This window comes from Streptomyces griseochromogenes (assembly GCF_001542625.1).
GTDB classification, from domain to species: Bacteria; Actinomycetota; Actinomycetes; order Streptomycetales; family Streptomycetaceae; genus Streptomyces; species Streptomyces griseochromogenes.
Window position 1 is genome coordinate 1408052 of the sequence record NZ_CP016279.1, and the last position, 21146, is coordinate 1429197.

The following is a 21146-nucleotide window of genomic DNA, read 5'->3' on the forward strand; positions in this document are numbered from 1 at the left end:
TCCCGGAGGGGCTCGGCACCACGGGTGCCGGGCCCCTTTCCGTTGCCCGCTGTCCGCGTGTCCGCCCTACGAGCAGACCTTGCCGTCCCTCGGCACCGTCCCCTGCAGCAGGTAGGCGTTCACGGTCGAGTCGACGCAGGCGCTTCCGTTGCCGTACGCCCCGTGTCCCTCGCCCTTCCAGGTGAGTTCGACTCCGACGCCCTTGCCCAGTTCGTCGGCCATCCTGCGGGCACCCTCGTACGGCGTCGCAGGGTCCCCGGTGTTGCCGACCAGCAGGATCGGTGCCGCACCCGGCGCGCCGGCCTCGGGGGTGTCGAACTGCCCGGGCACCGGCCAGTCGTGGCACCAACCGGCCGTGTCCCAGCCCAGGAAGTCGCCGAACACCGGTGAGATCCGCTCGAACTCGGGCAGCAGCCTCTTCGTCTGCGCGGGCGTGGGCCGCTGCTTGTCGTCCAGGCACGATATGACCCGTTGGGCGTGGCTCGTCGTGCCGTAGTGTCCCGAGGCGTCCCGCTCGTTGTAGTCGTCCGCGAGCGCCAGCAGTGGGGAACCGTCGCCCTTCTCCGCCGAGTTGAGCGCACTGGTCAGCCGCGGCCAGCCGGCCTCGCTGTACAGCGGCAGGATGATTCCGGTGACCGCGAGCGTCTGGGTCAGCTTCCGGCCGGACGAGGTGGGCAGCGGCGTCGCGTCGATCCGCCGCAGCAGGTCCACGATCTTCCGCGAGCCCTGCTTCGGGTCCTGGCCGGTGGACTTCAGATAGTCGTCCAGAGCGCGCTGGAAGCCACGGGCCTGGTTCTCGGCGTGGCCCACCGCGTCCGCGGTCGGGTCGACCACCGCGTCGAGGATCAGCCGGCCGACCCGCTTCGGGAACAAGTGGGCGTACACGCCGCCCAGTTCGGTGCCGTAGGAGATGCCGAAGTAGTGCATCGTGCGATCGCCGAGCACATGGCGCATCAGGTCCATGTCGCGTGCGGTGTCCGTCGTCGACACGTGGGCCAGCAGCTTGCCGGCGGCCTTCTGGCAACCCTTGCCGAAGTCGGTGGCGTCGCGCAGGTACGCCTTCTCCTCGGCAGGGGTGTCCGGGGTGGCGTCCACTGCTTCGGCCGCTTCGACGTCCCGGTCGCCGCGGCAGCGGACGCCCTCGCTGGCGCCGACGCCGCGCGGGTCCCAGCTCACCAGGTCGTAGCGCTCGCGCAGCTTGGAGACGGTGGCTCCGTAGTACGGCATCATCGACACACCCGAACCGCCGGGGCCGCCGAAGTTGAAGAGCAGCGAGCCGATCCGGTCGCTTCCGGTCGCCCGTGCGCGGATGAGGGCGAGATCGATCGTCGTCCCTCCCGGCTTCGACCAGTCCAGCGGCACCTTGAGCGTGGCGCACCGCCAGTCGTCGCCCGGCGCTGCGGAGTCTCCGGTGGCCTTGCAGCCGTGCCAGTCGAGCTTCTGCGAGGTGAGCGAGGAGGGGAGGTCCACCGTGGAGGGTGAGGCCGGCGCGGAAGCCGGCCCGTTCTTCTCGGCCGGGCCTGTTCCCTTGCCTTCGTCATGGCCCCCGCCCGACGAGCCGCCACCGCATCCGGCCACCAGCAGCGCTGCGGCCGCTGCGGCCGTCCACCGCAGGAATCGCGACATGTGCACCCCCCCTCGCAGGCCCTCCGCGTCGTGCCACGGCGGGCGTTCAGGCCATGGTAGGCGGAGCCGGCTCCGCCCATGACAGCCTGTGGATAACGCTCTGACCTGCGACTTCGCGGCGAATTCGCTAGGTGCAGACCGTACCGGCCTTCGGCACCTTCCCGTCCAGCAAGTAGCTGTTCACCGCGTTCTGCACGCATTTGTTCTTGCTGTCGTACGCACCGTGTCCCTGGCCCCGGTACGTCAGTTCGACGCCGACGCCCTTGCCGAGGGCCTCCACCATCTTCCTCGCGCCCTCGTACGGGGTGGCCGGGTCGCCGGTGTTGCCGACGACGAGGATGGGCGCCGATCCCGGTGCGCTGACGTCGGGATGGTCGGCGGCGCCCGACACGGCCCAGTTGGCGCAGCTGACCATGCCCCAGGCCAGGTAGTCCCCGAACAGCGGGGAGGCGGCGCGGAATTCGGGGAGCCTTCGCTGGACGAAGTCGCCGCTGTACCGCGGCTTCTCGTCGGCGCAGTTGATGGCGATGTTCGCCGCGGTGATGTTGCTGTACTCGCCGCTCTCGTTGCGGCCGTTCATCGAGTCCGACAGCAGCATCAGGACCCTGCCGTCGCCCTCGTACGCCTGCTGGAGTCCCTCGGTGAGGTACTCCCAGAAGTCCTTGGAGTACAGAGCCTGCGCGATGCCGTTGGTCGCCGCGGTCTGGGTCAGCTCACGCGGGACGATGCCGGGGATCGGCTTCTTCTCCAGGTCGTCGAGCAGTTTGGCGATACGGTCCTTCACGTCCTGCGGCGTGTCGCCGATCGGACAGTCGGTCGTCTTCGACGTGCAGTCCTCGGCGAAGTTGTCGAGCGCGAGCTGGAAGCCCCTGGCCTGCCCGAGCGCGCTCTGTTCCGGGTTCAGCGTGGGGTCGACCACCGCGTCGAGGACCGCCCGCCCGACGTTCTTGGGGAACAGGTGGGCGTAGACGCCGCCGAGTTCGGTGCCGTAGGAGATGCCGAAGTAGTGCAGCTTGGCGTCGCCGAGCACCTGGCGCATCAGGTCCATGTCGCGGGCCGCGTCGGTGGTGCGCACATGCGGCAGGATCGACCTGGAGTGCTTCTCGCAGGCGCCGTTGAACTGCTTGGTGCGCTCCAGCAGCTGGGCGCGCTCGGCGCTGTCGTCGGGTGTCGCGTCCTGCTGGAAGAAGTCGTCGAGCTGGGCGTCGTTCTCGCACTGGACCGGTTTGCTGCGACCGACCCCTCGCGGGTCGAAGCTCACCAGGTCGTAACGAGTGCGCAGGGCTGCGTAGTCCTCGCCGAACGCGGGCAGGGTGGTGACGCCGCTGCCGCCGGGGCCGCCGAAGTTGAACACGAGCGAGCCGATCCGCTTGCCGGGACCGCCGCTGGCCTTGGCGCGGATCAGGGCGATGCCGATGGTCTCGCCCTTGGGGTTGCTCCAGTTCAGGGGCGCCTTCATGGTGGCGCACTGCCACTGGGTGCCGCCCGGCAGCGGGGACGGGGAATCGCCGCCGCCCTCCGCCTCGGACGGCGCCGGGCAGTCCTTCCAGTCCAGTTTCTGTGCCGTGATGTCCCCGTCCTTGGCGCCGTGACTGCACCCGGCCAGCAGGGCGGCCAGCAGCATGACGCTGGTGGTCAGGGCGGCGGCACGCGGCCGGGAGGGGTTCGCCATGCTCCCATCGTGGGGGCGCGCCCGCCGGGGCGCTCGGGGCGCGGGCCGTACGAGGTACGTCCCCTGGCCCATGCCGGACCGGGCTACAGGGCTCCCTTGCGGGTGAGGTGGTTGAAGGCCAGCCAGCCCGGCAGCACCGGCAGCCACAGGGTCAGCAGCCGGAACAACAGAACGGCCGGGGCGGCGACCTCCTTGGGCAGGCCGAAGGCGATCAGGCCGAGCGTGAGGCTCGCCTCCACAGCGCCCACACCGCCCGGGGTGGGCGCCGCGGAACCGAGCGCGTTGCCGGCGAGGAAGACGACGGCGACGCTGGCGATGCTCAGCGAGGCCGTACCGTCGCCGAACGCCCGGATGGAGGCGTCCAGGCACATCACGAAGCAAGCGGTCAGCAGCAGCATGCCGCCGATGCCGGTGACGAGCTTCTGCGGACGCTGCAGCACGTCGAGCATGCGCGGTACGACACCGGCGAACAGCGACCTCACGCGCGTGACGACGAATTTCCGCAGGAACGGCACCGAGGTCACCACGAGGACGAGTACCGCCACGGTCAGCAGACCCGCGATGACCGTCCGGGACGGTGACAGCGAAGGCGTCTTCTCGGTGCCGGTCAGGTAGCCGAAGGACAGCAGCATCAGGATGTGACAGCCGAGCCCGAACAGCTGCGACGCGCCGACACTCGCCACCGCGAGTCCCGGGCGTACGCCGGTGCGCTGCAGGAAGCGCGTGTTCAGGGCCACACCGCCGACCGCGGCCGGCGCCACGATCTTCACGAAGGAGCCCGCGACCTGTGCCGCCACCGTACGCAGGAACGGCACCCGCTCCGGCACGAACCCCAGCAGCGCCATCGCGGCGGCCACGTAGCTCAGCGCGGAGAACAGCACCGCGCCGGCCACCCAGCCCCACTGGGCCTGCGCGAACAGCGTGCCGAACTGGATGTGGGTGAGCTGGGTCAGCAAGTAGTACGCGCCGATCGCACCGGCGATGAAGCTGATCAGCGTGCGCGGGCGCACCCGTTCCAGACGGGCCGGCTCCACGGGCGCCTGGGGCCTGATCCGCAGCACCTGGTGCCGGATCTGCGTGAGCAGGTCGTCCTCGCGTGCCTCTTCGAGGGCTTCGTCGATGGCCCGCCGCTCCGCGCGCTGCTCGGCGCGGACCGTTTTCTTGTCGGGCTTTTCGAGGACGGGCGTCGTCGTCTCGGAGGCATCCTCCAGGCGAGCCTGCTTGGCCTGCCGGGACGCCTCCAGGACCGCCTCTCGTTCGCGCTGCGCGCGCTCCCGGGCCAGTCGGCGCAGGGTCGCGCGCGTGGAGCGCGTCAGTGCGATGGGCTGGAGCATCGGCAGGCAGTCGGCGACCGCGTCCGGGCCGAGCACACCGACGGCCGAGGCCACGGCCCGTTCGGCGCCGACCCGCAGGCCGAGCGTGGTGACCAGCTGCGCGACGTCCATGCGCAGCAGCAACTCGCCGGCCGCGATCTCGCCGCCGCGCAGCTCGGTGAGAATCACCTTGCCGGAACGATCCACCAAAATCGCGTCACCAGCTAGCCTGCGGTGCGCGATGCGCCGTGACTGCAGCGCCTGCACCTGGTGCCAGGTATTGCGCAGCAACTCGTCGGTGATGTCCTCGTCGGCCAGTGAGTCCAGCGTGCGCCCACCGGTGTGCTCGTAGACGAGCATCACCGCGTCGGGGCCGAGCTCGGAGGTGGCGATCAGCTTGGGCGCGTTGGCGCCGGCCGCGATCGCCGCGTACGCCAGCAGCGCTTCCTGCTCCAGTGCCTGGCGCAGCGACTGGAGACTGGAGCGGGTGGCGAAGCCGCGCAGGGTCAGATTGCGCCACGCCCGGTAGAAGAAGCCCTGGGCCTGCTGTTCCCGGTCGACGACCGTGACGTCCAGGGGCGGGCCGTCCTCCAGGGTGACGAAGTAACGCCTGCCCCGGTCGCCGCTCTCCGTGTCCGAGACGTCCTCGCGGGCCGCGCTGACCGGGTGGAAGCCGACGTGCCTGAGGCCCGCCATCAGGGTCCGCCCGGTGGGCCGGATGTTGGGCGAGCCGACCGCGTACAGCGTGCCGTAGGCGATGGTCCAGCCGATCAGGACCGTCAGGATGATCGAGAACGGGGTCGTGTAGCCGGTGACCAGCATCGAGAACGCGTCGAGCAGCAACACGATCCACAGCACCGCACGCCACCGGGGTCTGCGGGACATGCCGACGGCCGTCATATAGGCGATGACGGGCGCCAGATAGCCGTGCACCGGGTCGGTCAGGGCGTGGATGTCACCTGGTGAGGGCTGGGTGAGCGCCTCCTGGATGGAGTCCGGGGCGCCTCTGGCGACCCACAGGTCGGTGGCGAGGGTCACCCCGTGCGCGAGGACGGCCGCGAGCACGCCGTCGGCGATCCGCAGCCCGTCCCGTTTGATCAGCCGCTCGATCGCGAAGGCGACCGGCACCAGGAGGATCGCGATGCTTGAGGCCAGTCCCGCGATCTTGATGAGCAGGTCGGGGGCCTGGCCGGTGCCCTTGTTGATGTCCTGTTCGAGGCCCGAGGTGGTGCCGTGCGCGAACGCGGCGATGGCGAGCAGGACGACGATGGCCAGCACGCCCACCAGCAGCCGCATGAGGTCGGAGGGACGGTGCACGCGCGCGGGAAGCAGCGGTTCGTCGCCCTCGACCTCGTCCGGGTGGAGCTCGCCGTCGCCGGTGCCGTCCGGCCCCGTCCCGGTGGGCGGGTTCTCGGGGACATGCGCCCCCTCGGCGGGCTCGGCCGCGTCCTCACGCGCGCGCGTGGAGGACCGCTGCGCACCGTCGTCCGCGTTCGCGGAGCCGGGGTCGCCCTGGCCCGCACGGGCGGTGTCGGGGCGCGCGGCCGCGCCAGGGGTGCCCTCCGCGTCATCGGGGTGCACGCCCTGCTGCTTCATGGTCTCTTCTTGGTCTCGTATCACCAGTCACCGCCCGCACGATGGTGGCATGTCCCACCGACACACACGGCCATCAGGGTGCGGATGCGCGGGCGGACAGTCTGCCGGAAGCGCCGCCCGAGGGCGAGGGGACCGCCCTGTGCCAGCCGTGCCGCGTTGTCGGCGGGGTGCGGCAGGATGGGGCGAATGAGCGAGCAGAGCCCTGCCGAGGACACCCGAGAGGGGTACGCGGACACGTTGCCGGAGTACGCCGAGCGGGTCCTGGAGGTCGCCGAGCGGATTCCGCCCGGACGCGTCATGACGTACGGCGATGTCGCCGAGTGGCTCGAAGAGGGAGGCCCGCGCCAGGTCGGCCGGGTGATGGCCCTGTACGGCGGTGCCGTCCCCTGGTGGCGCGTGGTGCGCGCCGACGGAGTGCTGCTGCCCGGCCACGAGCTGCGCGCGCTCGACCACTATCGCGCGGAGGGCACGCCGCTGAAGGGGGCGGTCAGGAGCGCCGAGGGCCATCTGCCGCGGCTCGACATGCGGCGGGCGCGCTGGGACGGCGGCGCGGGCACGGAGGGTCACACCTGACAGCTTCCGCCATCGGATGCCCTCGAGGGGAACCTGTGGCCCGTACGAGGGACACGGGGGACGTCCGTGGCATGACGTACGTTCGTGAGGTGAGGGACGCGCGTGGCGCGAGGGCCGTGAGCGCCGTGAGGGAAGAAACGGAAGCCCTGCTTCCGCACGGTGCGGCGGCGTAGCGTCGGCTGCACGTGTCCCCCTCACCCCGCGGCCACCGCCTCGCACGCGTGACCGCCCGCCCACCAGCACAACCACCAGGACCGGCGAACCACGTGAGCTCCTCTTCCTCCACCAGGCGCCTGCCGCACCCCCCGGTGCGGCAGGGGAACCGTGGCGCTTACCGACTGGTCCGTACCCCGCCTGCCGACGTCGATCCCCCTCGTCTGGACGCCACACAGCGCGCCGTGGTTGATCACCGGACCGGGCCGCTGCTCGTCCTCGCGGGGCCCGGCACCGGCAAGACCACCACCCTGGTGGAGTCCGTGGCCGCACGCATCGCCCGCGGCGCGGACCCGGAACGCGTCCTGGTGCTGACCTTCAGCCGCAAGGCCGCCGTCGACCTGCGCGACCGCATGGCCCTGCGCATCGGCGCGGCCCGCGCACCCCGGGCGACCACCTTCCACTCGTACTGCTACGCCCTGGTCCGGGCCCACCAGGACAGCGGTCTGTTCGCGGAGCCGCTGCGCCTGCTGTCCGGTCCTGAGCAGGACGTCACCGTCCGAGGGCTGCTCGCCGGGCACCCCGAGCTGGAGCGGCTCGGCCTCGACCACGTGCGCTGGCCGGACGAGCTGCGTGCCTGCCTGACCACGCGCGGCTTCGCCGACGAGGTCCGCGCCGTCCTCGCCCGCAGCCGCGAGCTCGGCCTGTCACCCGGTGCCCTGGACGCCTTCGCCCGCCGCATCGGCCGCCCCGACTGGCGGGCCGCGGCCGCCTTCCTCGCCGAATACCTCGACGTGCTCGACCTGCAGGGCGTCCTCGACTACGCGGAACTCGTCCACCGCGCGGTGCTGCTCGCCCGCCGCCCCGAGGTCGCGGCCCACCTCGCCGCCCGGTACGACGCCGTCTACGTCGACGAGTACCAGGACACCGACCCCGCCCAGGTACGGCTCCTGCAGGCCCTGGCCGGCAATCAAGGGATGCGGCCCGAAGGACCTTCCTACCCCGAAGGACCTTCTTACAAGGGTGGTGGCGGGCGGGGGGCAGGCCGGACCCTGGTCGCCTTCGGCGACCCCGACCAGTCGATCTACACGTTCCGCGGAGCCGACGTGAACGGCATCCTGGACTTCCCCGAGGCCTTCCCGCGCGCGGACGGCCGCCCCGCCCCCGTCGAGGTGCTGCGCACCTCCCGCCGCTCCGGCGCCGCCCTGCTGGCCGCGACCCGTCTGATCACCCAGCGCATGCCGCTGCCCCGGCTGCCCGCCGAGAAGGTGCGCGCCCACCGGGAGCCGGCCGCCGTACGGGACGGCGGCCGGATCGAGGTCTACACGTATCCGACGCCCGGCACGGAACTGGACAACATCGCCGACATCCTGCGCCGCGCGCACCTGGAGGACGGCGTCCCCTGGAGCGACATGGCCGTCCTGGTGCGCGCCGGCTCCCGGACCATCCCGACGGTGCGCCGCGCCCTCACCGCGGCCGGCGTCCCGCTGGACATCGACGGCGACGACCTGCCCCTGCGCCACGAGCCGGCGGTGGCACCCCTGCTGACGGCCCTCAGGGCCGTGGCCTCGGCGGAGGCCCACCGGCGTTCCGGCGAGGACGTGCCCGGCGAGGTGGTGGAGTCCTCGGCGGAGGCCGGCGGGCGTTCCGGCGGGGAAGTGTCCGGCGGAGCGGTGGAGTCTTCGGCGGAGACTGCCCGGCGACCCGTTGGGGAAGTGTCCGGCGGGGTGGAGGAGTCTTCGGCGGAGGCCGGCGGCGGAGCGGGGGAGTCTCCGGCGGAGACCGCCCGGCGACCCCTCGGGAAGGCGTCCGGCGACGCCGAGGAGCCCTCGGTTCTCGAAGCCGGCACGGAGGTGCCTGCCGGCGAGCAGGCCGCCGACTCGCACTGGCTCGACGTAGAGACCGCACTCACCCTGCTCGCCTCCCCCCTCGCCGGCATGGACGCCGCCGATCTGCGCCGCCTCGGGCGCGCCCTGCGCGAGGAGGAACGAGCCGCCGGGAACCCCCTGCCGCCGCCCTCCGACGAACTGCTCGCGCGGGCGCTCGCCGAACCCGAACGGCTGGTGGCGCACGACCCCGCGTACGCGCGCGGAGCGCAGCGCCTCGGCGCGCTGCTCCGCAAGGCCCGCGAGCGCCTCGCCGACGGCGGCACCGCCGAGGAGGCGCTGTGGGACCTGTGGGACGGCACGCCCTGGCCCGTGCGCCTGGAGCGCGCCGCCCGGCGCGGCGGCGCGGCCGGCCGCAACGCCGACCGCGACCTGGACGCGGTGTGCGCGCTGTTCGCCACCGCCGCGCGCGCGGAGGAGCGCACCGGAGGCCGCGGCGCACTCAACTTCCTGGAGGAGATCGAGGCCGAGGACATCGCCGCCGACACCCTCACCCGCCGCGCCGTGCGCCCCGACGCCGTCCGCCTGCTGACCGCCCACCGCGCCAAGGGCCTGGAGTGGCGGCTGGTCGTCGTCGCAGGCGTCCAGGAAGGCCTGTGGCCCGACCTGCGCCGCCGCGGCTCCCTCCTGGAGGCCGACCGCATCGGCCGCGACGGACTCGCCGAACCACTCACCCCGGGCGCGCTGCTCGCCGAGGAACGCCGCCTGTTCTACGTGGCCGCCACGCGCGCGCGTGAGCGCCTCGTGGTGACCGCGGTGCAGGCACCGGCCGACGACGGCGACCAGCCCTCCCGCTTCCTGACCGAACTGGGCGTCGAGCCCCGGGACGTCACCGGCCGCCCCCGTCGCCCGCTGTCCGTGGCCGCGCTCGTCGCCGAGCTGCGCGCCACCACCGTCGACCCGCGAGCCTCGGCCACCCTGCGGGAGGCCGCCGCCCGTCGCCTGGCCAGGCTCGCCGCACTCGCCGACGAGGACGGCCGTCCGCTGGTGCCGTCCGCCCACCCCTACCGCTGGTGGGGCATGTTCGAGCCGACCGAGAGCAAGGTGCCGCTGCGCCACCGGGACCAGCCCGTCGTGCTCTCCGGCAGCGCCCTGGACCAGCTCGCCAACACCTGCGCACTGCAGTGGTTCCTCGGCCGCGAGGTGAAGGCCGACGCGCCCGCCACCACCGCCCAGGGCTTCGGCAACGTCGTCCACGTCCTCGCCGACGAGGTCGCCTCCGGCCGCACCGCCGCCGACCTCGACGTACTGATGGAACGCCTGGAGTCGGTGTGGAACGCGCTCGCCTTCGACGCGCCCTGGAAGTCGGCGCAGGAGAAGGACAACGCGCGCGCGGCACTCGAGCGCTTCCTGAACTGGCACGTACTGGACCGCACCGGCCGCACGCCGGTGGCCAGCGAGCAGGACTTCGACATCACCCTCGCGACGGGCGACTACGAGGTGCGCATCCGCGGCCAGATGGACCGTGTCGAGACGGACGGCGACGGCCGCGCCTACGTCGTGGACTTCAAGACCGGCAAGCAGACGCCCAGCGGCGCCGAGGTGACCCGCCATCCGCAGCTCGCCGTCTACCAGCTCGCCGTCCGCGAAGGCGCCGTCGACACCGCCTTCGACGGCGTACGCCCCGACCCGGGCGGCGCCGAACTGGTGCACCTCAGACAGGGCGCGGCCAAGCGGGACGGCGGCGAGACCCTGCCCAAGGTGCAGGCCCAGGAGCCGCTCACGGGGGAGTGGGTCGGCGAACTGCTGGCCACCGCCGCCGGAAAGGTCCTCGACGAGCGGTTCACTCCCAGCGCCGGCCAGCACTGCACGCACTGCGCGTTCCGCGCCTCCTGCAGCGCGCGGCCCGAGGGGCGGCACGTGGTCGAGTGACCTGCCGAAGACCCCGGGACGACGTACTGCGGATACGGACGACGTACTGCGGATACAAGCGTGACGTACGGCACCACAGGTGCTGACCTGCGCATCTTCCACCCCGAGCGGTCGATCCGTCCTCGATTGTCAGTGCCCGCCGCTAGCCTCTGTCCACATGCCCGCCCGTATCACCGACCCCGAGCAGCTCAAAGAGCTCCTCGGCATCCCGTTCACCCCGGAGCAGACGGCCTGCATCACCGCGCCGCCCGCCCCGCAGGTGATCGTGGCCGGAGCCGGGTCGGGCAAGACCACCGTGATGGCGGCCCGAGTGGTCTGGCTGGTCGGCACCGGGCAGGTCGCCCCCGAACAGGTCCTGGGCCTGACCTTCACCAACAAGGCCGCAGGCGAACTCGCCGAACGCGTCCGCAAGGCGCTGATCAAGGCCGGCGTGACCGACCCCGATGCCATCGACCCGGACAACCCGCCCGGCGAGCCGGTCATCTCGACGTACCACTCCTTCGCCGGCCGTCTGCTGACCGACCACGGCCTGCGCATCGGCCTCGAACCCACCTCCCGGCTGCTGGCCGACGCGACCCGCTACCAGCTCGCCGCGCGCGTGCTGCGCGAAGCCCCCGGCCCCTACCCCGCGCTCATCCGTTCCTTCGCCGACCTCGTCAGCGACCTCCTCGCCCTCGACTCCGAACTCGCCGAACACCTCGTGGACCCCGCCCGGCTGCGCACCTGGGACGCCGGCCTGCTGCACACCCTGGAGGGCGCCAAGCTCACCAACGCCGACCTGCGCAAGGTCCCCGAGGCCGCGGCCGCCCGCCGCGAACTCGCCGACCTCGTCGTGCGCTACCGCGCCGCCAAACGCGAACGCGACCTGCTCGACTTCGGCGACCAGATCGCCCTGTCCGCCCGTCTCGCCGGCATCCCCGACGTGGGCCGGCTGCTGCGCGAGGAGTTCCGTGTGGTGCTCCTGGACGAGTACCAGGACACCTCCGTGGCCCAGCGCGTCCTGCTGTCGGGCCTGTTCGGCGGCGGTACGGGCCACCCGGTCACCGCCGTGGGCGACCCCTGCCAGGCCATCTACGGCTGGCGCGGTGCCTCCGTCGCCAACCTGGACGACTTCCCCGAGCACTTCGCCCACGCCGACGGCCGCCCCGCCACCCGCCAGGCGCTCAGCGAGAACCGCCGCAGCGGCGGCCGCCTCCTCGACCTCGCCAATGGCCTCGCCGAGCCCCTGCGCGCCCTGCACGCGGGCGTGGAGGCCCTGCGCCCGGCCCCCGGCGCCGAGCGCGACGGCACGGTCCGCTGCGCCCTGCTGCGCACTCATGCCGAGGAGACCGACTGGATCGCCGACTCCATCGCCCACCTCGTCCACACCGGCAAGGCCCCCGGCGAGATCGCCGTACTGTGCCGCACGGCGACCGACTTCGCCGAGATCCAGGCCGCCCTCGTCGCCCGCGACATCCCCGTCGAGGTCGTCGGCCTGTCCGGGCTGCTGCACCTGCCCGAGATCGCCGACCTCGTCGCCGTCTGCGAAGTCCTCCAGGACCCCGGGGCCAACGCCTCGCTGGTCCGCCTGCTGACCGGCCCGCGCTGGCGCATCGGCCCCCGCGACCTCGCCCTCCTCGGCCGCCGCGCCCGACTGCTGGTCGCCCACGCGCGCGCGGGCGACACCGACGACCCCGACCGCCGGCTCGCCGAGGCCGTCGAAGGGGTCGACCCGTCCGAGGTGATATCGCTCGCGGACGCCCTGGACACGTTCCTGGAAAGCCCCCTGGACGAGGACGCGGACGACGACGGGTTGCCGTTCTCCCCGGACGCGCGCGTGCGCTTCGCCCGCCTCGCCACCGAACTGCGTGACCTGCGCCGTTGCCTGTCCGACCCGCTGATGGACGTCCTGCACCGCGTCCTCGCGGTCACCGGCCTGGAGGTGGAGCTGTCGGCGTCCCCGCACGCCCTGGCCGCCCGCCGCCGCGAGACCCTCTCCAACTTCCTGGACATCGCCGCCTCCTTCGCGGCCGGCGACGGCGAGGCCACACTGCTGGCCTTCCTCGGATTCCTGCGCACCGCCGCCCAGTACGAGAAGGGCCTCGACAACGCCCTGCCCGGCGGCGAGAACACCGTCAAGGTCCTCACCGCGCACAAGTCCAAGGGTCTGGAGTGGGACGTCGTCGTCGTGCCGGGACTGGTCAAGGGCACCTTCCCGAGCGCCCAGGGCCGCGAGAAGTGGACCGCGCAGGCCAGGGTGCTGCCGCACGCCCTGCGCGGCGACCGCGACACCCTGCCCGACGCGGGCACCTGGGACTCCCGGGGCATGAAGGCCTTCCACGAGGCGATGAAGGAGCACCAGCACACCGAGGAACTCCGCCTCGGCTACGTCACCTTCACCCGCCCCCGCTCCCTCCTCCTCGGCTCGGGCCACTGGTGGGGGCCGAGCCAGAAGAAGCCGCGCGGCCCCTCCGACTTCCTCCAGGCCCTCCACGACCACTGCGCCGCCGGGTACGGCGAGATCGAGGCGTGGGCCGACGAGCCCGCCGAGGACGAGGAGAACCCGGCCCTGCACACGGCCACCGCCGACCAGGTGTGGCCGCTGCCCCTGGACGACGCGGCGCTGGCCCGCCGCCGCGCGGCCGCCGAGACCGTCCTCGCCCACCTGGACACCCTGGCCGCCCGCCAGGACAGCCACCCGCCCGCCACCCACGACCCCGACACCTTCGACGACCCCGACTGGCCCTCACCGCCGGACGACGAGGACCCCCACGCGGGGGAGTATCCGTACGGCGAGGACGGTCCGTACGGCGAGGACGGTCCGTACGGCGAGGACTTCCCGTACGACGAGGATTCGTACGCCGACGATGCCGCCCCGCAGCCGGAGGAGCCCGGAGACTGGGACTCCTGGGGCGCCGGCCGGCCGGCCGTACCTCACCAGGCGCCGCCCCCCGCCGACCCCGCGCATTTGCGGCCCCGTGCCCGCGAGGACACCACAGAAGGCAGCCTCAAGGTCACCCCTGAGGTCACCCCTGAGGAGGCCCGCACCATCGCTTCCTGGGACCGCGACCTCGACGCGCTCACCGGCGAGCTGCAGCGCTCCCGGCAGAGCGGCACGGACGTCCCGCTGCCCACCACACTGACCGCGTCCCAGTTGCTGCGTCTCGCCGAGGACCCGGACGGGCTCGCGCAGGAACTCGCGCGCCCCATGCCGCACCCTCCGCAACCCGCCGCGCGCCGGGGCACCCGATTTCACGCCTGGGTCGAAGCGCGCTTCGAGGAATTGACTCTGCCCATGCTGGAGCCCGACGAGCTGCCCGGCAGCGAAGCCGAGATCGCCGACGAACACGACCTGGAAGCGCTCAAGGACGCCTTCGAACGCACCGATTACGCCCACCGCACTCCCTACCGCGTCGAGGCGCCCTTCCAGCTCACCCTCGCCGGCCGGGTCGTACGCGGGCGGATCGACGCCGTCTACAAGAACGGCGACGGCCACGGAGCCACCTACGAGATCGTCGACTGGAAGACCAGCCGCTCCCGCACCGCCGACCCCCTCCAGCTCGCCGTGTACCGGCTGGCCTGGGCCGAGCAGCAGGGCGTGCCGCCCGAATCGGTCACGGCCGCCTTCCTGTACGTGCGCAGCGGCGAGACCGTACATCCCGAGGGACTGCCGGACCGGGCAGCCCTGGAGCGGCTGCTCAGGGGAGACGACCCGGGCGACACGGAGGGCGTACGCGGGGCGAGCCGAGTGTGACGAACCGCCCGCCGAGGATGTCGGTGCGGGCCGATAGGCTCGTGAACATGAGCCAGACCCCGGACAGCGCCGTCCGCACGCACATCGAGCAGCACCGCGCCGCCTTCCTCGACGACCTCGCCGCATGGCTGCGCATCCCCTCCGTGTCCGCCCAGCCCGATCACGCCCCCGACGTACGGCACAGCGCGGACTGGCTCGCCGCCAAGCTCAAGGAGACCGGCTTCCCGACCGCCGAGGTCTGGCACACCCCGGGCGCCCCGGCCGTCTTCGCCGAGTGGCCCTCGGGCGACCCGGACGCGCCCACCGTCCTCGTCTACGGCCACCACGACGTGCAGCCCGCCGCCCGCGAGGACGGCTGGGACAGCGAGCCCTTCGACCCCGTCATCCGCGAAAACCGGCTCTACGCGCGCGGGGCGGCCGACGACAAGGGCCAGGTGTTCTTCCACACACTCGGCGTCCGTGCCCACCTCGCCGCCACCGGCCGCACCGCCCCCGCCGTCAACCTGAAGCTGCTGATCGAAGGCGAGGAGGAGTCCGGCTCCCCGCACTTCCGCAGCCTCGTCGAGGAGCACACCGAACGGCTCACCGCCGACGCCGTGATCGTCTCCGACACCGGCATGTGGTCCGAGGACACCCCGACCGTCTGCACCGGCATGCGCGGCCTCGCCGAGTGCGAGATCCGGCTGCACGGCCCCGACCAGGACATCCACTCCGGATCCTTCGGCGGCGCCGTACCCAACCCGGCCACCGCCGCCGCCCGCCTCGTGGCCGCCCTGCACGACGAGCACGCACGCGTGGCGATCCCCGGCTTCTACGACGGCATAGTCGAGCTGACCGACCGCGAACGCGAACTCTTCGCCGAGCTGCCGTTCGACGAGGAACAGTGGCTGCGCACCGCCAAGTCGTCCGCCACCCACGGCGAGGCCGGACACACCACCCTGGAGCGCATCTGGGCCCGCCCCACCGCCGAGGTCAACGGCATCGGCGGCGGCTACCAGGGCCCCGGCAGCAAGACGATCATCCCGTCCTCGGCGATGGTGAAGCTGTCCTTCCGGCTGGTCGCCGGCCAGGACCCCGACCACATCGAGAAGGCCGTCCGCGCCTGGGCCGCCAAGCAGGTGCCCGCCGGGATCCGGCACGAGATCAGCTTCGGCTCCGCCACGCGCCCGTGCCTGACCCCGCTCGACCACCCCGCGCTGCAGTCCGTGGCCCGCGCCATGAGCCGCGCCTTCCAGAGCCCGGTCCGCTTCACCCGCGAAGGCGGATCCGGACCCGCCGCCGACCTCCAGGAGGTCCTCGGCGCCCCCGTCCTCTTCCTGGGCATCTCCGTTCCCTCCGACGGCTGGCACGCCCCGAACGAGAAGGTCGAACTCGACCTCCTCCTCAAGGGCGTCGAGACCAGCGCCTACCTGTGGGGCGACCTCGCCGAGAACTGGCGTCACGCCCCCTGACCCGAAAGCGCCGTACGGGACGCCACCGCGCGCGGGGCACACTGGGAGAACCGCCCGCAACCTGCCGCGCCCGCCCCGGTGCCCTGCCGCCCTACGACCCGCAGAACCATCCGCCGAAACGAACCGTTCCACTGGGGGAGTTGGAAGCACCCGTGACCACCTGGACCGACCACACCGCCGACCGACCCATCTCCCTGACCGCCCCGAGCGGCATCGACCGCGCCGCCCACCACCGGCTCGACGAGGCCTGGCTCGCGGCGGCGTGGAGCCACCCCACGACCCGCTGCTTCGTGGTCTCCGGCGGCCAGGTCCTCATCGACGAGACGCCCGACGGCCGTACCGAACTGGTCATGACGCCTTCCTTCGAGGCACCGCTCACCGAGGCCCACCGCTACTTCCTCGGCACCGACGACGAAGGCGTCAGCTACTTCGCCCTCCAGAAGGACGCACTGCCCGGCCGCATCGACCAGTCCGCCCGCCCGGCGGGCCTGCGCGAGGCCGGACTGCTCCTGTCACCACGCGACGCGGGCCTCATGGTGCACGCGGTCGGCTTGGAGAACTGGCAGCGCACCCACCGCTTCTGCTCCCGATGCGGCGAGCGCACGGTCATCGCCGCCGCCGGCCACATCCGCCGCTGCCCGGCCTGCGGCGCCGAGCACTACCCGCGCACCGACCCGGCCGTGATCATGGCCGTCACCGACGAGGACGACCGGATCCTGCTCGGCCGCCAGGTCCACTGGCCCGAGGGCCGCTTCTCCACGCTCGCCGGCTTCGTCGAGCCCGGCGAGTCCATCGAACAGTCGGTACGCCGCGAGGTCCTCGAGGAGGTCGGCGTCACCGTCGGCGCGGTCGAGTACGTGGCCAGCCAGCCCTGGCCCTTCCCGTCCAGCCTGATGCTCGGCTTCATGGCCCACGCCACCTCGACCGACATCGACGTCGACGGCGACGAGATCCACGAAGCCCGCTGGTTCTCCCGCGAGGAGCTGCACGCGGCCTTCGAGTCCGGCGAGGTGCTGCCCCCCTACGGCATCTCCATCGCCGCCCGACTGATCGAGATGTGGTACGGCAAGCCGCTCCCGACGAGGAGCTTCGTCTGAGCCCGAGCCGGGCGTAAGACCGCCGGCGCCGGACGCCGGTGTGGGACACGACACAAAAGGCGGCTCTTGAGGCACACAGCCTCAAGAGCCGCCTCTTCCGCAGGCGCGCACCGACCTCGTCAGGCGGCCAGCTTCTGCTTCACCTGAGCCAGCGACGGGTTCGTCATCGTGCTGCCGTCCGCGAAGAGCACGGTCGGAACCGTCTGGTTTCCGCCATTCGCCTTCTCCACGAAAGCAGCGGACTCCGGGTCCTGCTCGATGTTGATCTCGGTGTAGGCGATGCCCTCCCGGTCCAGCTGGCTCTTCAGCCGGCGGCAGTAACCGCACCAAGTCGTGCTGTACATCGTCACAGTGCCCTGCATGTCTCTCGCGCTCCTCAGGCAACTCGGGGAAGGTCGTCCAGGATGGGAACGTAAGGTATCGGCCCGGCATTCCCACCCGGGGTATCCACACACACTGTGACGCCTGCCGCATTCATACGACTATCGACACCCGCCTGTGGACAACCGGCCCGGCAGCCACAGACGACCTGGCAGCATGGCGGTGTGACAGCAGCAACGCACTCCACCCTCTTCCCGCAGGCACCGGACACGGCCGACGCGGTGCTCGAAGGGCTCGACCCCGAGCAGCGCGAGGTGGCCACCGCCCTGCACGGCCCGGTGTGCGTCCTCGCCGGAGCGGGCACCGGCAAGACCCGGGCGATCACCCACCGCATCGCCTACGGAGTACACGCAGGCATCCTCCAGCCGTCCAGCGTGCTCGCTGTCACCTTCACCAACCGGGCCGCAGGCGAGATGCGCGGCCGCCTGCGCCAGCTCGGCGCCAACGGCGTACAGGCCCGTACCTTCCACTCCGCCGCACTGCGCCAGCTCCAGTACTTCTGGCCGAAAGCGATCGGCGGCTCCATGCCCCGGCTCATCGACCGCAAGTTCCAGCTCGTCGCCGACGCGGCCGCCACCTGCAACCTCCGCCTCGACCGCGGCGAGCTGCGCGACGCCATGGCCGAGATCGAATGGTCCAAGGTCACCCAGACCATCCCCGCCGACTACCCGTACGCGGTTGCGAAGGCCGACCGCGAGGCCCCTCGCGACCCGGTCGAGATCGCCCACCTCTACGCCGCCTACGAAGACCTCAAGCGCGACCGGGCGGTCATCGACTTCGAGGACGTCCTGCTGCTCACCGTCGCCGTCCTCCAGGACCGGCATGACATCGCCGAGCAGGTCCGCGCCCAGTACCAGCACTTCGTCGTCGACGAATACCAGGACGTCAGCCCCCTGCAGCAGCGGCTGCTGGAACTGTGGCTCGGCGACCGCGACAGCCTGTGCGTCGTCGGCGACGCCAGCCAGACGATCTACTCATTCACAGGAGCAACGCCCGACCACCTCCTCGACTTCCGCCTCCGTCACCCCGGCGCCACCGTCGTCAAGCTGGTCCGCGACTACCGCTCCACCCCCCAGATCGTCCACCTCGCCAACGGTCTGCTCACCCAGGCCCGCGGACGCGCCGCCGACCACCGGCTGGAACTGGTCTCCCAGCGCCCCGCCGGCCCCGAACCCGTCTACGCCGAGTACACCGACGAGCCCGCCGAAGCCGAGGGCGCCGCCCGCCGCATCCGCGAACTGATCGACGCCGGCGTCCCCGCCGCCGAGATCGCCGTCCTCTTCCGCACCAACTCCCAGTCCGAAACCTACGAACAAGCCCTCGCCGACGCCGGCGTCCCCTACCAGCTGCGCGGCGCCGAGCGCTTCTTCGACCGCCCCGAAGTGCGCAAGGCCGGCATCGCCCTGCGCGGCGCCGCCCGCTTCGGCGGCAACGACTCCCTGCTCGACGACGTCGTCGACCTCCCCTCACAAGTACGTGCCGTGCTGTCCGGAGAGGGCTGGACCAGCGAGCCACCGGCCGGCTCCGGCGCCGCGCGAGAACGCTGGGAATCCCTGGCCGCCCTGGTCAGCCTCGCCCACGACTTCGCCGCCGCCCGGCCGGGAGCCACCCTCGGCGACTTCGTGGCCGAGCTCGACGAACGGGCGAACGCGCAACACGCCCCGACCGTCCAGGGCGTCACCCTGGCCTCCCTCCACGCGGCCAAGGGCCTGGAGTGGGACGTCGTCTTCCTGGTCGGCATCGCCGAGGGCATGATGCCGATCACGTACGCCAAGACGGACGAACAGGTCGAGGAAGAACGCCGCCTCCTCTACGTCGGCGTGACCCGTGCCCGAGAACGCCTCCACCTCTCCTGGGCGCTGTCCCGCTCACCCGGCGGCCGCCCCAACCGCAGGCCCAGCCGTTTCCTCGACGGCCTGCGCCCCGGCTCCACCGCCACCGTCGGACGCACCGGGACGGCAGCCACCGGAGGCATCGAACGCGGCGCCCTCGCCGGCGCCCCGGCCGTCCGTCGGCGTACCCAGCGCACCCCGGCCCGCTGCAGGGTCTGCGGCCGCACACTCACCGACGCGGGCGAAATGAAGCTGATGCGCTGTGAGGACTGCCCCTCGGACATGGACGAAGGCCTCTACGAGCGGCTGCGCGAGTGGCGGGCCGTCCAGGCGGAGCACAGCGGACAGCCGGACTTCTGCGTCTTCACCGACCGGACCCTGATGGCCATCGCCGAAGCCCGGCCCGACAGCCCGGCCGAACTCTCTCGCATCCCCGGCGTCCTCAGCCGCAAGCTGCAGCGCTACGGAACCGACGTTCTGGCCATCTGCGCAGGCCAGGAGGGTGTGGAAGGCGACGAGAGCGACTGATACGAACTCGTCGCAAAAATAGTTTGCGCATGCCCCAGCAATCCCCATAGGTTCTAGGCACGGAAGCAACGGCCTTCTCGAAGGCCGGATTCCGTGTTGTACTTGCATATCCGAACGGACTGGTTCACCCCAGTCCCCAAGACGCCGAGAGGAGGCGAGTCCAGTGATCAGCATCAACATCAGCACGGCCAAACTGACCGATCGCTCGGCCGTCTCCACGTGCATGCTCGGCGCCTCGAACCAGGGCACCGGTCTGTCCGGCATCCGTGCCGCCCGTCCGGCGTCCTCCCTGTCTCTCGCGGGTCTTCCCATCCGTGAGCGCAATGAGCGACCGACCAAGGCACTGGAAGCGGTAGCGGCACAGGCACATGCCTATGCCTTTGCGGCGGCCGGTGCCGGATTCCGGAAGCAGACGAAGCAGCACCACCTGATGTGGGCCTTCCGTGGGCCAGAACCCTGGAGTGATCCAGCCTGATCCGATCAGGCCGGCGCCTTCAGGGCCGCGGAACCCCACCCGGGATCCGCGGCCCTTCTGTTTGCCCCGAACGGGGACAACGAAGCGAAGGGGCCTCGGGACAAGAAAAGAACCCGGTACCACGCCGACACCCGGTCAACCGGCCGGACCGACCAGACGAGGAAGACCAACCGTGCAACTCGAAGCGCACGCCCCGTCCGTACCGCCTTCACAGACGATCCCCCCGCCCGGCCTCACGGAGGACTCCACCTTGACCCCCCTCACCGCGCTCACCGCGCTCGACGACGCCATCGAGAACCTCGGCGTACCCGTCCCCTGCCGCTCCTACGACCCGGAGGTCTTCTTCGCCGAGTCGCCGGCGGACGTCGAGTACGCCAAGTCCCTCTGCCGCACCTGCCCGCTGATCGAGGCCTGCCTCGCCGGCGCCAAGGAACGGCGTGAGCCCTGGGGCGTCTGGGGCGGCGAGCTGTTCGTCCAGGGTGTCGTCGTCGCCCGGAAGCGGCCGCGTGGTCGCCCGCGCAAGAACCCGGTCACGGCATGAACACCGCAGGAACGATCGACCGCCCCCTCACGAACGACCCCAAGAAGCAGGCCCCGATGAAGCCGTCCACGAGCGAGCCCGCAGGCTCCGCGACCCCAGACTTCACCCCCAGCGGCGCGACCGGCTCGCGTCAGAACAGGACCCGAGAGATGCAACTCATCCCAGAAGCCCTGGCTCGTGCGCATATGCACGACCGACTGCACGAGGCCGCCCGGGAACGCCGGGCCGTGCGCCTGGCGACCGCCCAGCGGATGCAGCGCCGGGCGGAGCGCGCCTCGATGCGCGCCCGCCGTGCGCTCGCCATGGCCGTGATGCAGTAACCGAACACACCGACGCGGTGGTCTTCCCGCCCAGGAAGGCGAAACCTTGCCCGCGGGGGCCGGTCCGTCCGAACGGACCGGCCCCCGCGGTGCGTTG

General features: G+C 72.0%; 13 protein-coding genes. 9 read left to right on the plus strand and 4 right to left on the minus strand.

Features of this window, described 5'->3' with window-relative positions:
• Positions 1–66 precede the first annotated feature (66 nt).
• The 3 genes from AVL59_RS06635 to AVL59_RS06645 form a co-directional block, all read right to left on the minus strand.
• Positions 67–1626, minus strand: a complete 1560-nt coding sequence (locus AVL59_RS06635; protein WP_067300285.1) for an alpha/beta hydrolase — start codon at positions 1624–1626, stop codon at positions 67–69.
• 127 nt (positions 1627–1753) lie between these two features.
• Positions 1754–3298 carry an alpha/beta hydrolase gene (locus AVL59_RS06640; RefSeq protein ID WP_067300287.1) on the minus strand — a complete coding sequence of 515 codons (1545 nt, stop codon included), beginning with the start codon at positions 3296–3298 and terminating at the stop codon, positions 1754–1756.
• Between the two features lie 83 nt (positions 3299–3381).
• Positions 3382–6207 carry a lysylphosphatidylglycerol synthase transmembrane domain-containing protein gene (locus AVL59_RS06645; protein WP_067300288.1) on the minus strand — a complete coding sequence of 942 codons (2826 nt, stop codon included), beginning with the start codon at positions 6205–6207 and terminating at the stop codon, positions 3382–3384.
• Between the two features lie 186 nt (positions 6208–6393).
• Here AVL59_RS06645 and AVL59_RS06650 point away from each other — a divergent pair, with 186 nt between their 5' ends.
• The 5 genes from AVL59_RS06650 (at position 6394) to nudC (ending at position 16972) form a co-directional block, all read left to right on the plus strand.
• Positions 6394–6780 (plus strand): MGMT family protein, encoded by a 387-nt coding sequence (locus tag AVL59_RS06650; protein WP_067300292.1) that lies wholly within the window; start codon positions 6394–6396, stop codon positions 6778–6780.
• A gap of 266 nt (positions 6781–7046) precedes the next feature.
• Positions 7047–10691, plus strand: coding sequence for an ATP-dependent helicase (locus AVL59_RS06655; protein WP_079146558.1), 3645 nt, complete (start codon positions 7047–7049; stop codon positions 10689–10691).
• A 157-nt stretch (positions 10692–10848) separates the two neighbouring features.
• On the plus strand, positions 10849–14424 hold the full coding sequence (locus tag AVL59_RS06660) for an ATP-dependent DNA helicase (protein WP_067300296.1): 3576 nt from the start codon (positions 10849–10851) through the stop codon (positions 14422–14424).
• A 47-nt stretch (positions 14425–14471) separates the two neighbouring features.
• Complete coding sequence (locus tag AVL59_RS06665; protein WP_067316968.1) at positions 14472–15875, plus strand: dipeptidase; 1404 nt, start codon at positions 14472–14474, stop codon at positions 15873–15875.
• A gap of 152 nt (positions 15876–16027) precedes the next feature.
• A complete protein-coding gene (gene nudC, locus AVL59_RS06670) occupies positions 16028–16972 on the plus strand; it encodes an NAD(+) diphosphatase (protein WP_067300298.1) in 945 nt (314 codons plus the stop codon).
• Positions 16973–17091: 119 nt separating this feature from the next.
• Here nudC and AVL59_RS06675 read toward each other — a convergent pair whose 3' ends face one another.
• A complete protein-coding gene (locus tag AVL59_RS06675; RefSeq protein ID WP_067300300.1) occupies positions 17092–17334 on the minus strand; it encodes a mycoredoxin in 243 nt (80 codons plus the stop codon).
• 183 nt (positions 17335–17517) lie between these two features.
• Between AVL59_RS06675 and AVL59_RS06680 the strand changes: the two genes are divergently transcribed.
• From AVL59_RS06680 to AVL59_RS06695, 4 genes are all read left to right on the plus strand, one after another.
• Complete coding sequence (locus tag AVL59_RS06680) at positions 17518–19713, plus strand: ATP-dependent DNA helicase UvrD2 (protein WP_208870321.1); 2196 nt, start codon at positions 17518–17520, stop codon at positions 19711–19713.
• Between the two features lie 163 nt (positions 19714–19876).
• On the plus strand, positions 19877–20188 hold the full coding sequence (locus AVL59_RS06685) for a hypothetical protein (RefSeq protein ID WP_067300302.1): 312 nt from the start codon (positions 19877–19879) through the stop codon (positions 20186–20188).
• A 172-nt stretch (positions 20189–20360) separates the two neighbouring features.
• Complete coding sequence (locus AVL59_RS06690) at positions 20361–20729, plus strand: WhiB family transcriptional regulator (protein WP_023546912.1); 369 nt, start codon at positions 20361–20363, stop codon at positions 20727–20729.
• Positions 20726–21049: a hypothetical protein gene (locus AVL59_RS06695; RefSeq protein ID WP_067300303.1), complete on the plus strand. Its 324-nt coding sequence runs from the start codon at positions 20726–20728 to the stop codon at positions 21047–21049. Before AVL59_RS06690 ends, AVL59_RS06695 begins: the two co-directional genes overlap by 4 nt.
• Positions 21050–21146: the final 97 nt, after the last annotated feature.

Bases quoted from the DNA above. Each gene is read 5' to 3' on its own strand.
- AVL59_RS06635 (WP_067300285.1), bottom strand. From the start codon at position 1,626: ATGTCGCGATTCCTGCGGTGGACGGCCGCAGCGGCCGCAGCGCTGCTG.
- AVL59_RS06640 (WP_067300287.1), bottom strand. From the start codon at position 3,298: ATGGCGAACCCCTCCCGGCCGCGTGCCGCCGCCCTGACCACCAGCGTC.
- AVL59_RS06645 (WP_067300288.1), bottom strand. From the start codon at position 6,207: ATGAAGCAGCAGGGCGTGCACCCCGATGACGCGGAGGGCACCCCTGGC.
- AVL59_RS06650 (WP_067300292.1), top strand. From the start codon at position 6,394: ATGAGCGAGCAGAGCCCTGCCGAGGACACCCGAGAGGGGTACGCGGAC.
- AVL59_RS06660 (WP_067300296.1), top strand. From the start codon at position 10,849: ATGCCCGCCCGTATCACCGACCCCGAGCAGCTCAAAGAGCTCCTCGGC.
- AVL59_RS06665 (WP_067316968.1), top strand. From the start codon at position 14,472: ATGAGCCAGACCCCGGACAGCGCCGTCCGCACGCACATCGAGCAGCAC.
- AVL59_RS06675 (WP_067300300.1), bottom strand. From the start codon at position 17,334: ATGCAGGGCACTGTGACGATGTACAGCACGACTTGGTGCGGTTACTGC.
- AVL59_RS06695 (WP_067300303.1), top strand. From the start codon at position 20,726: ATGAACACCGCAGGAACGATCGACCGCCCCCTCACGAACGACCCCAAG.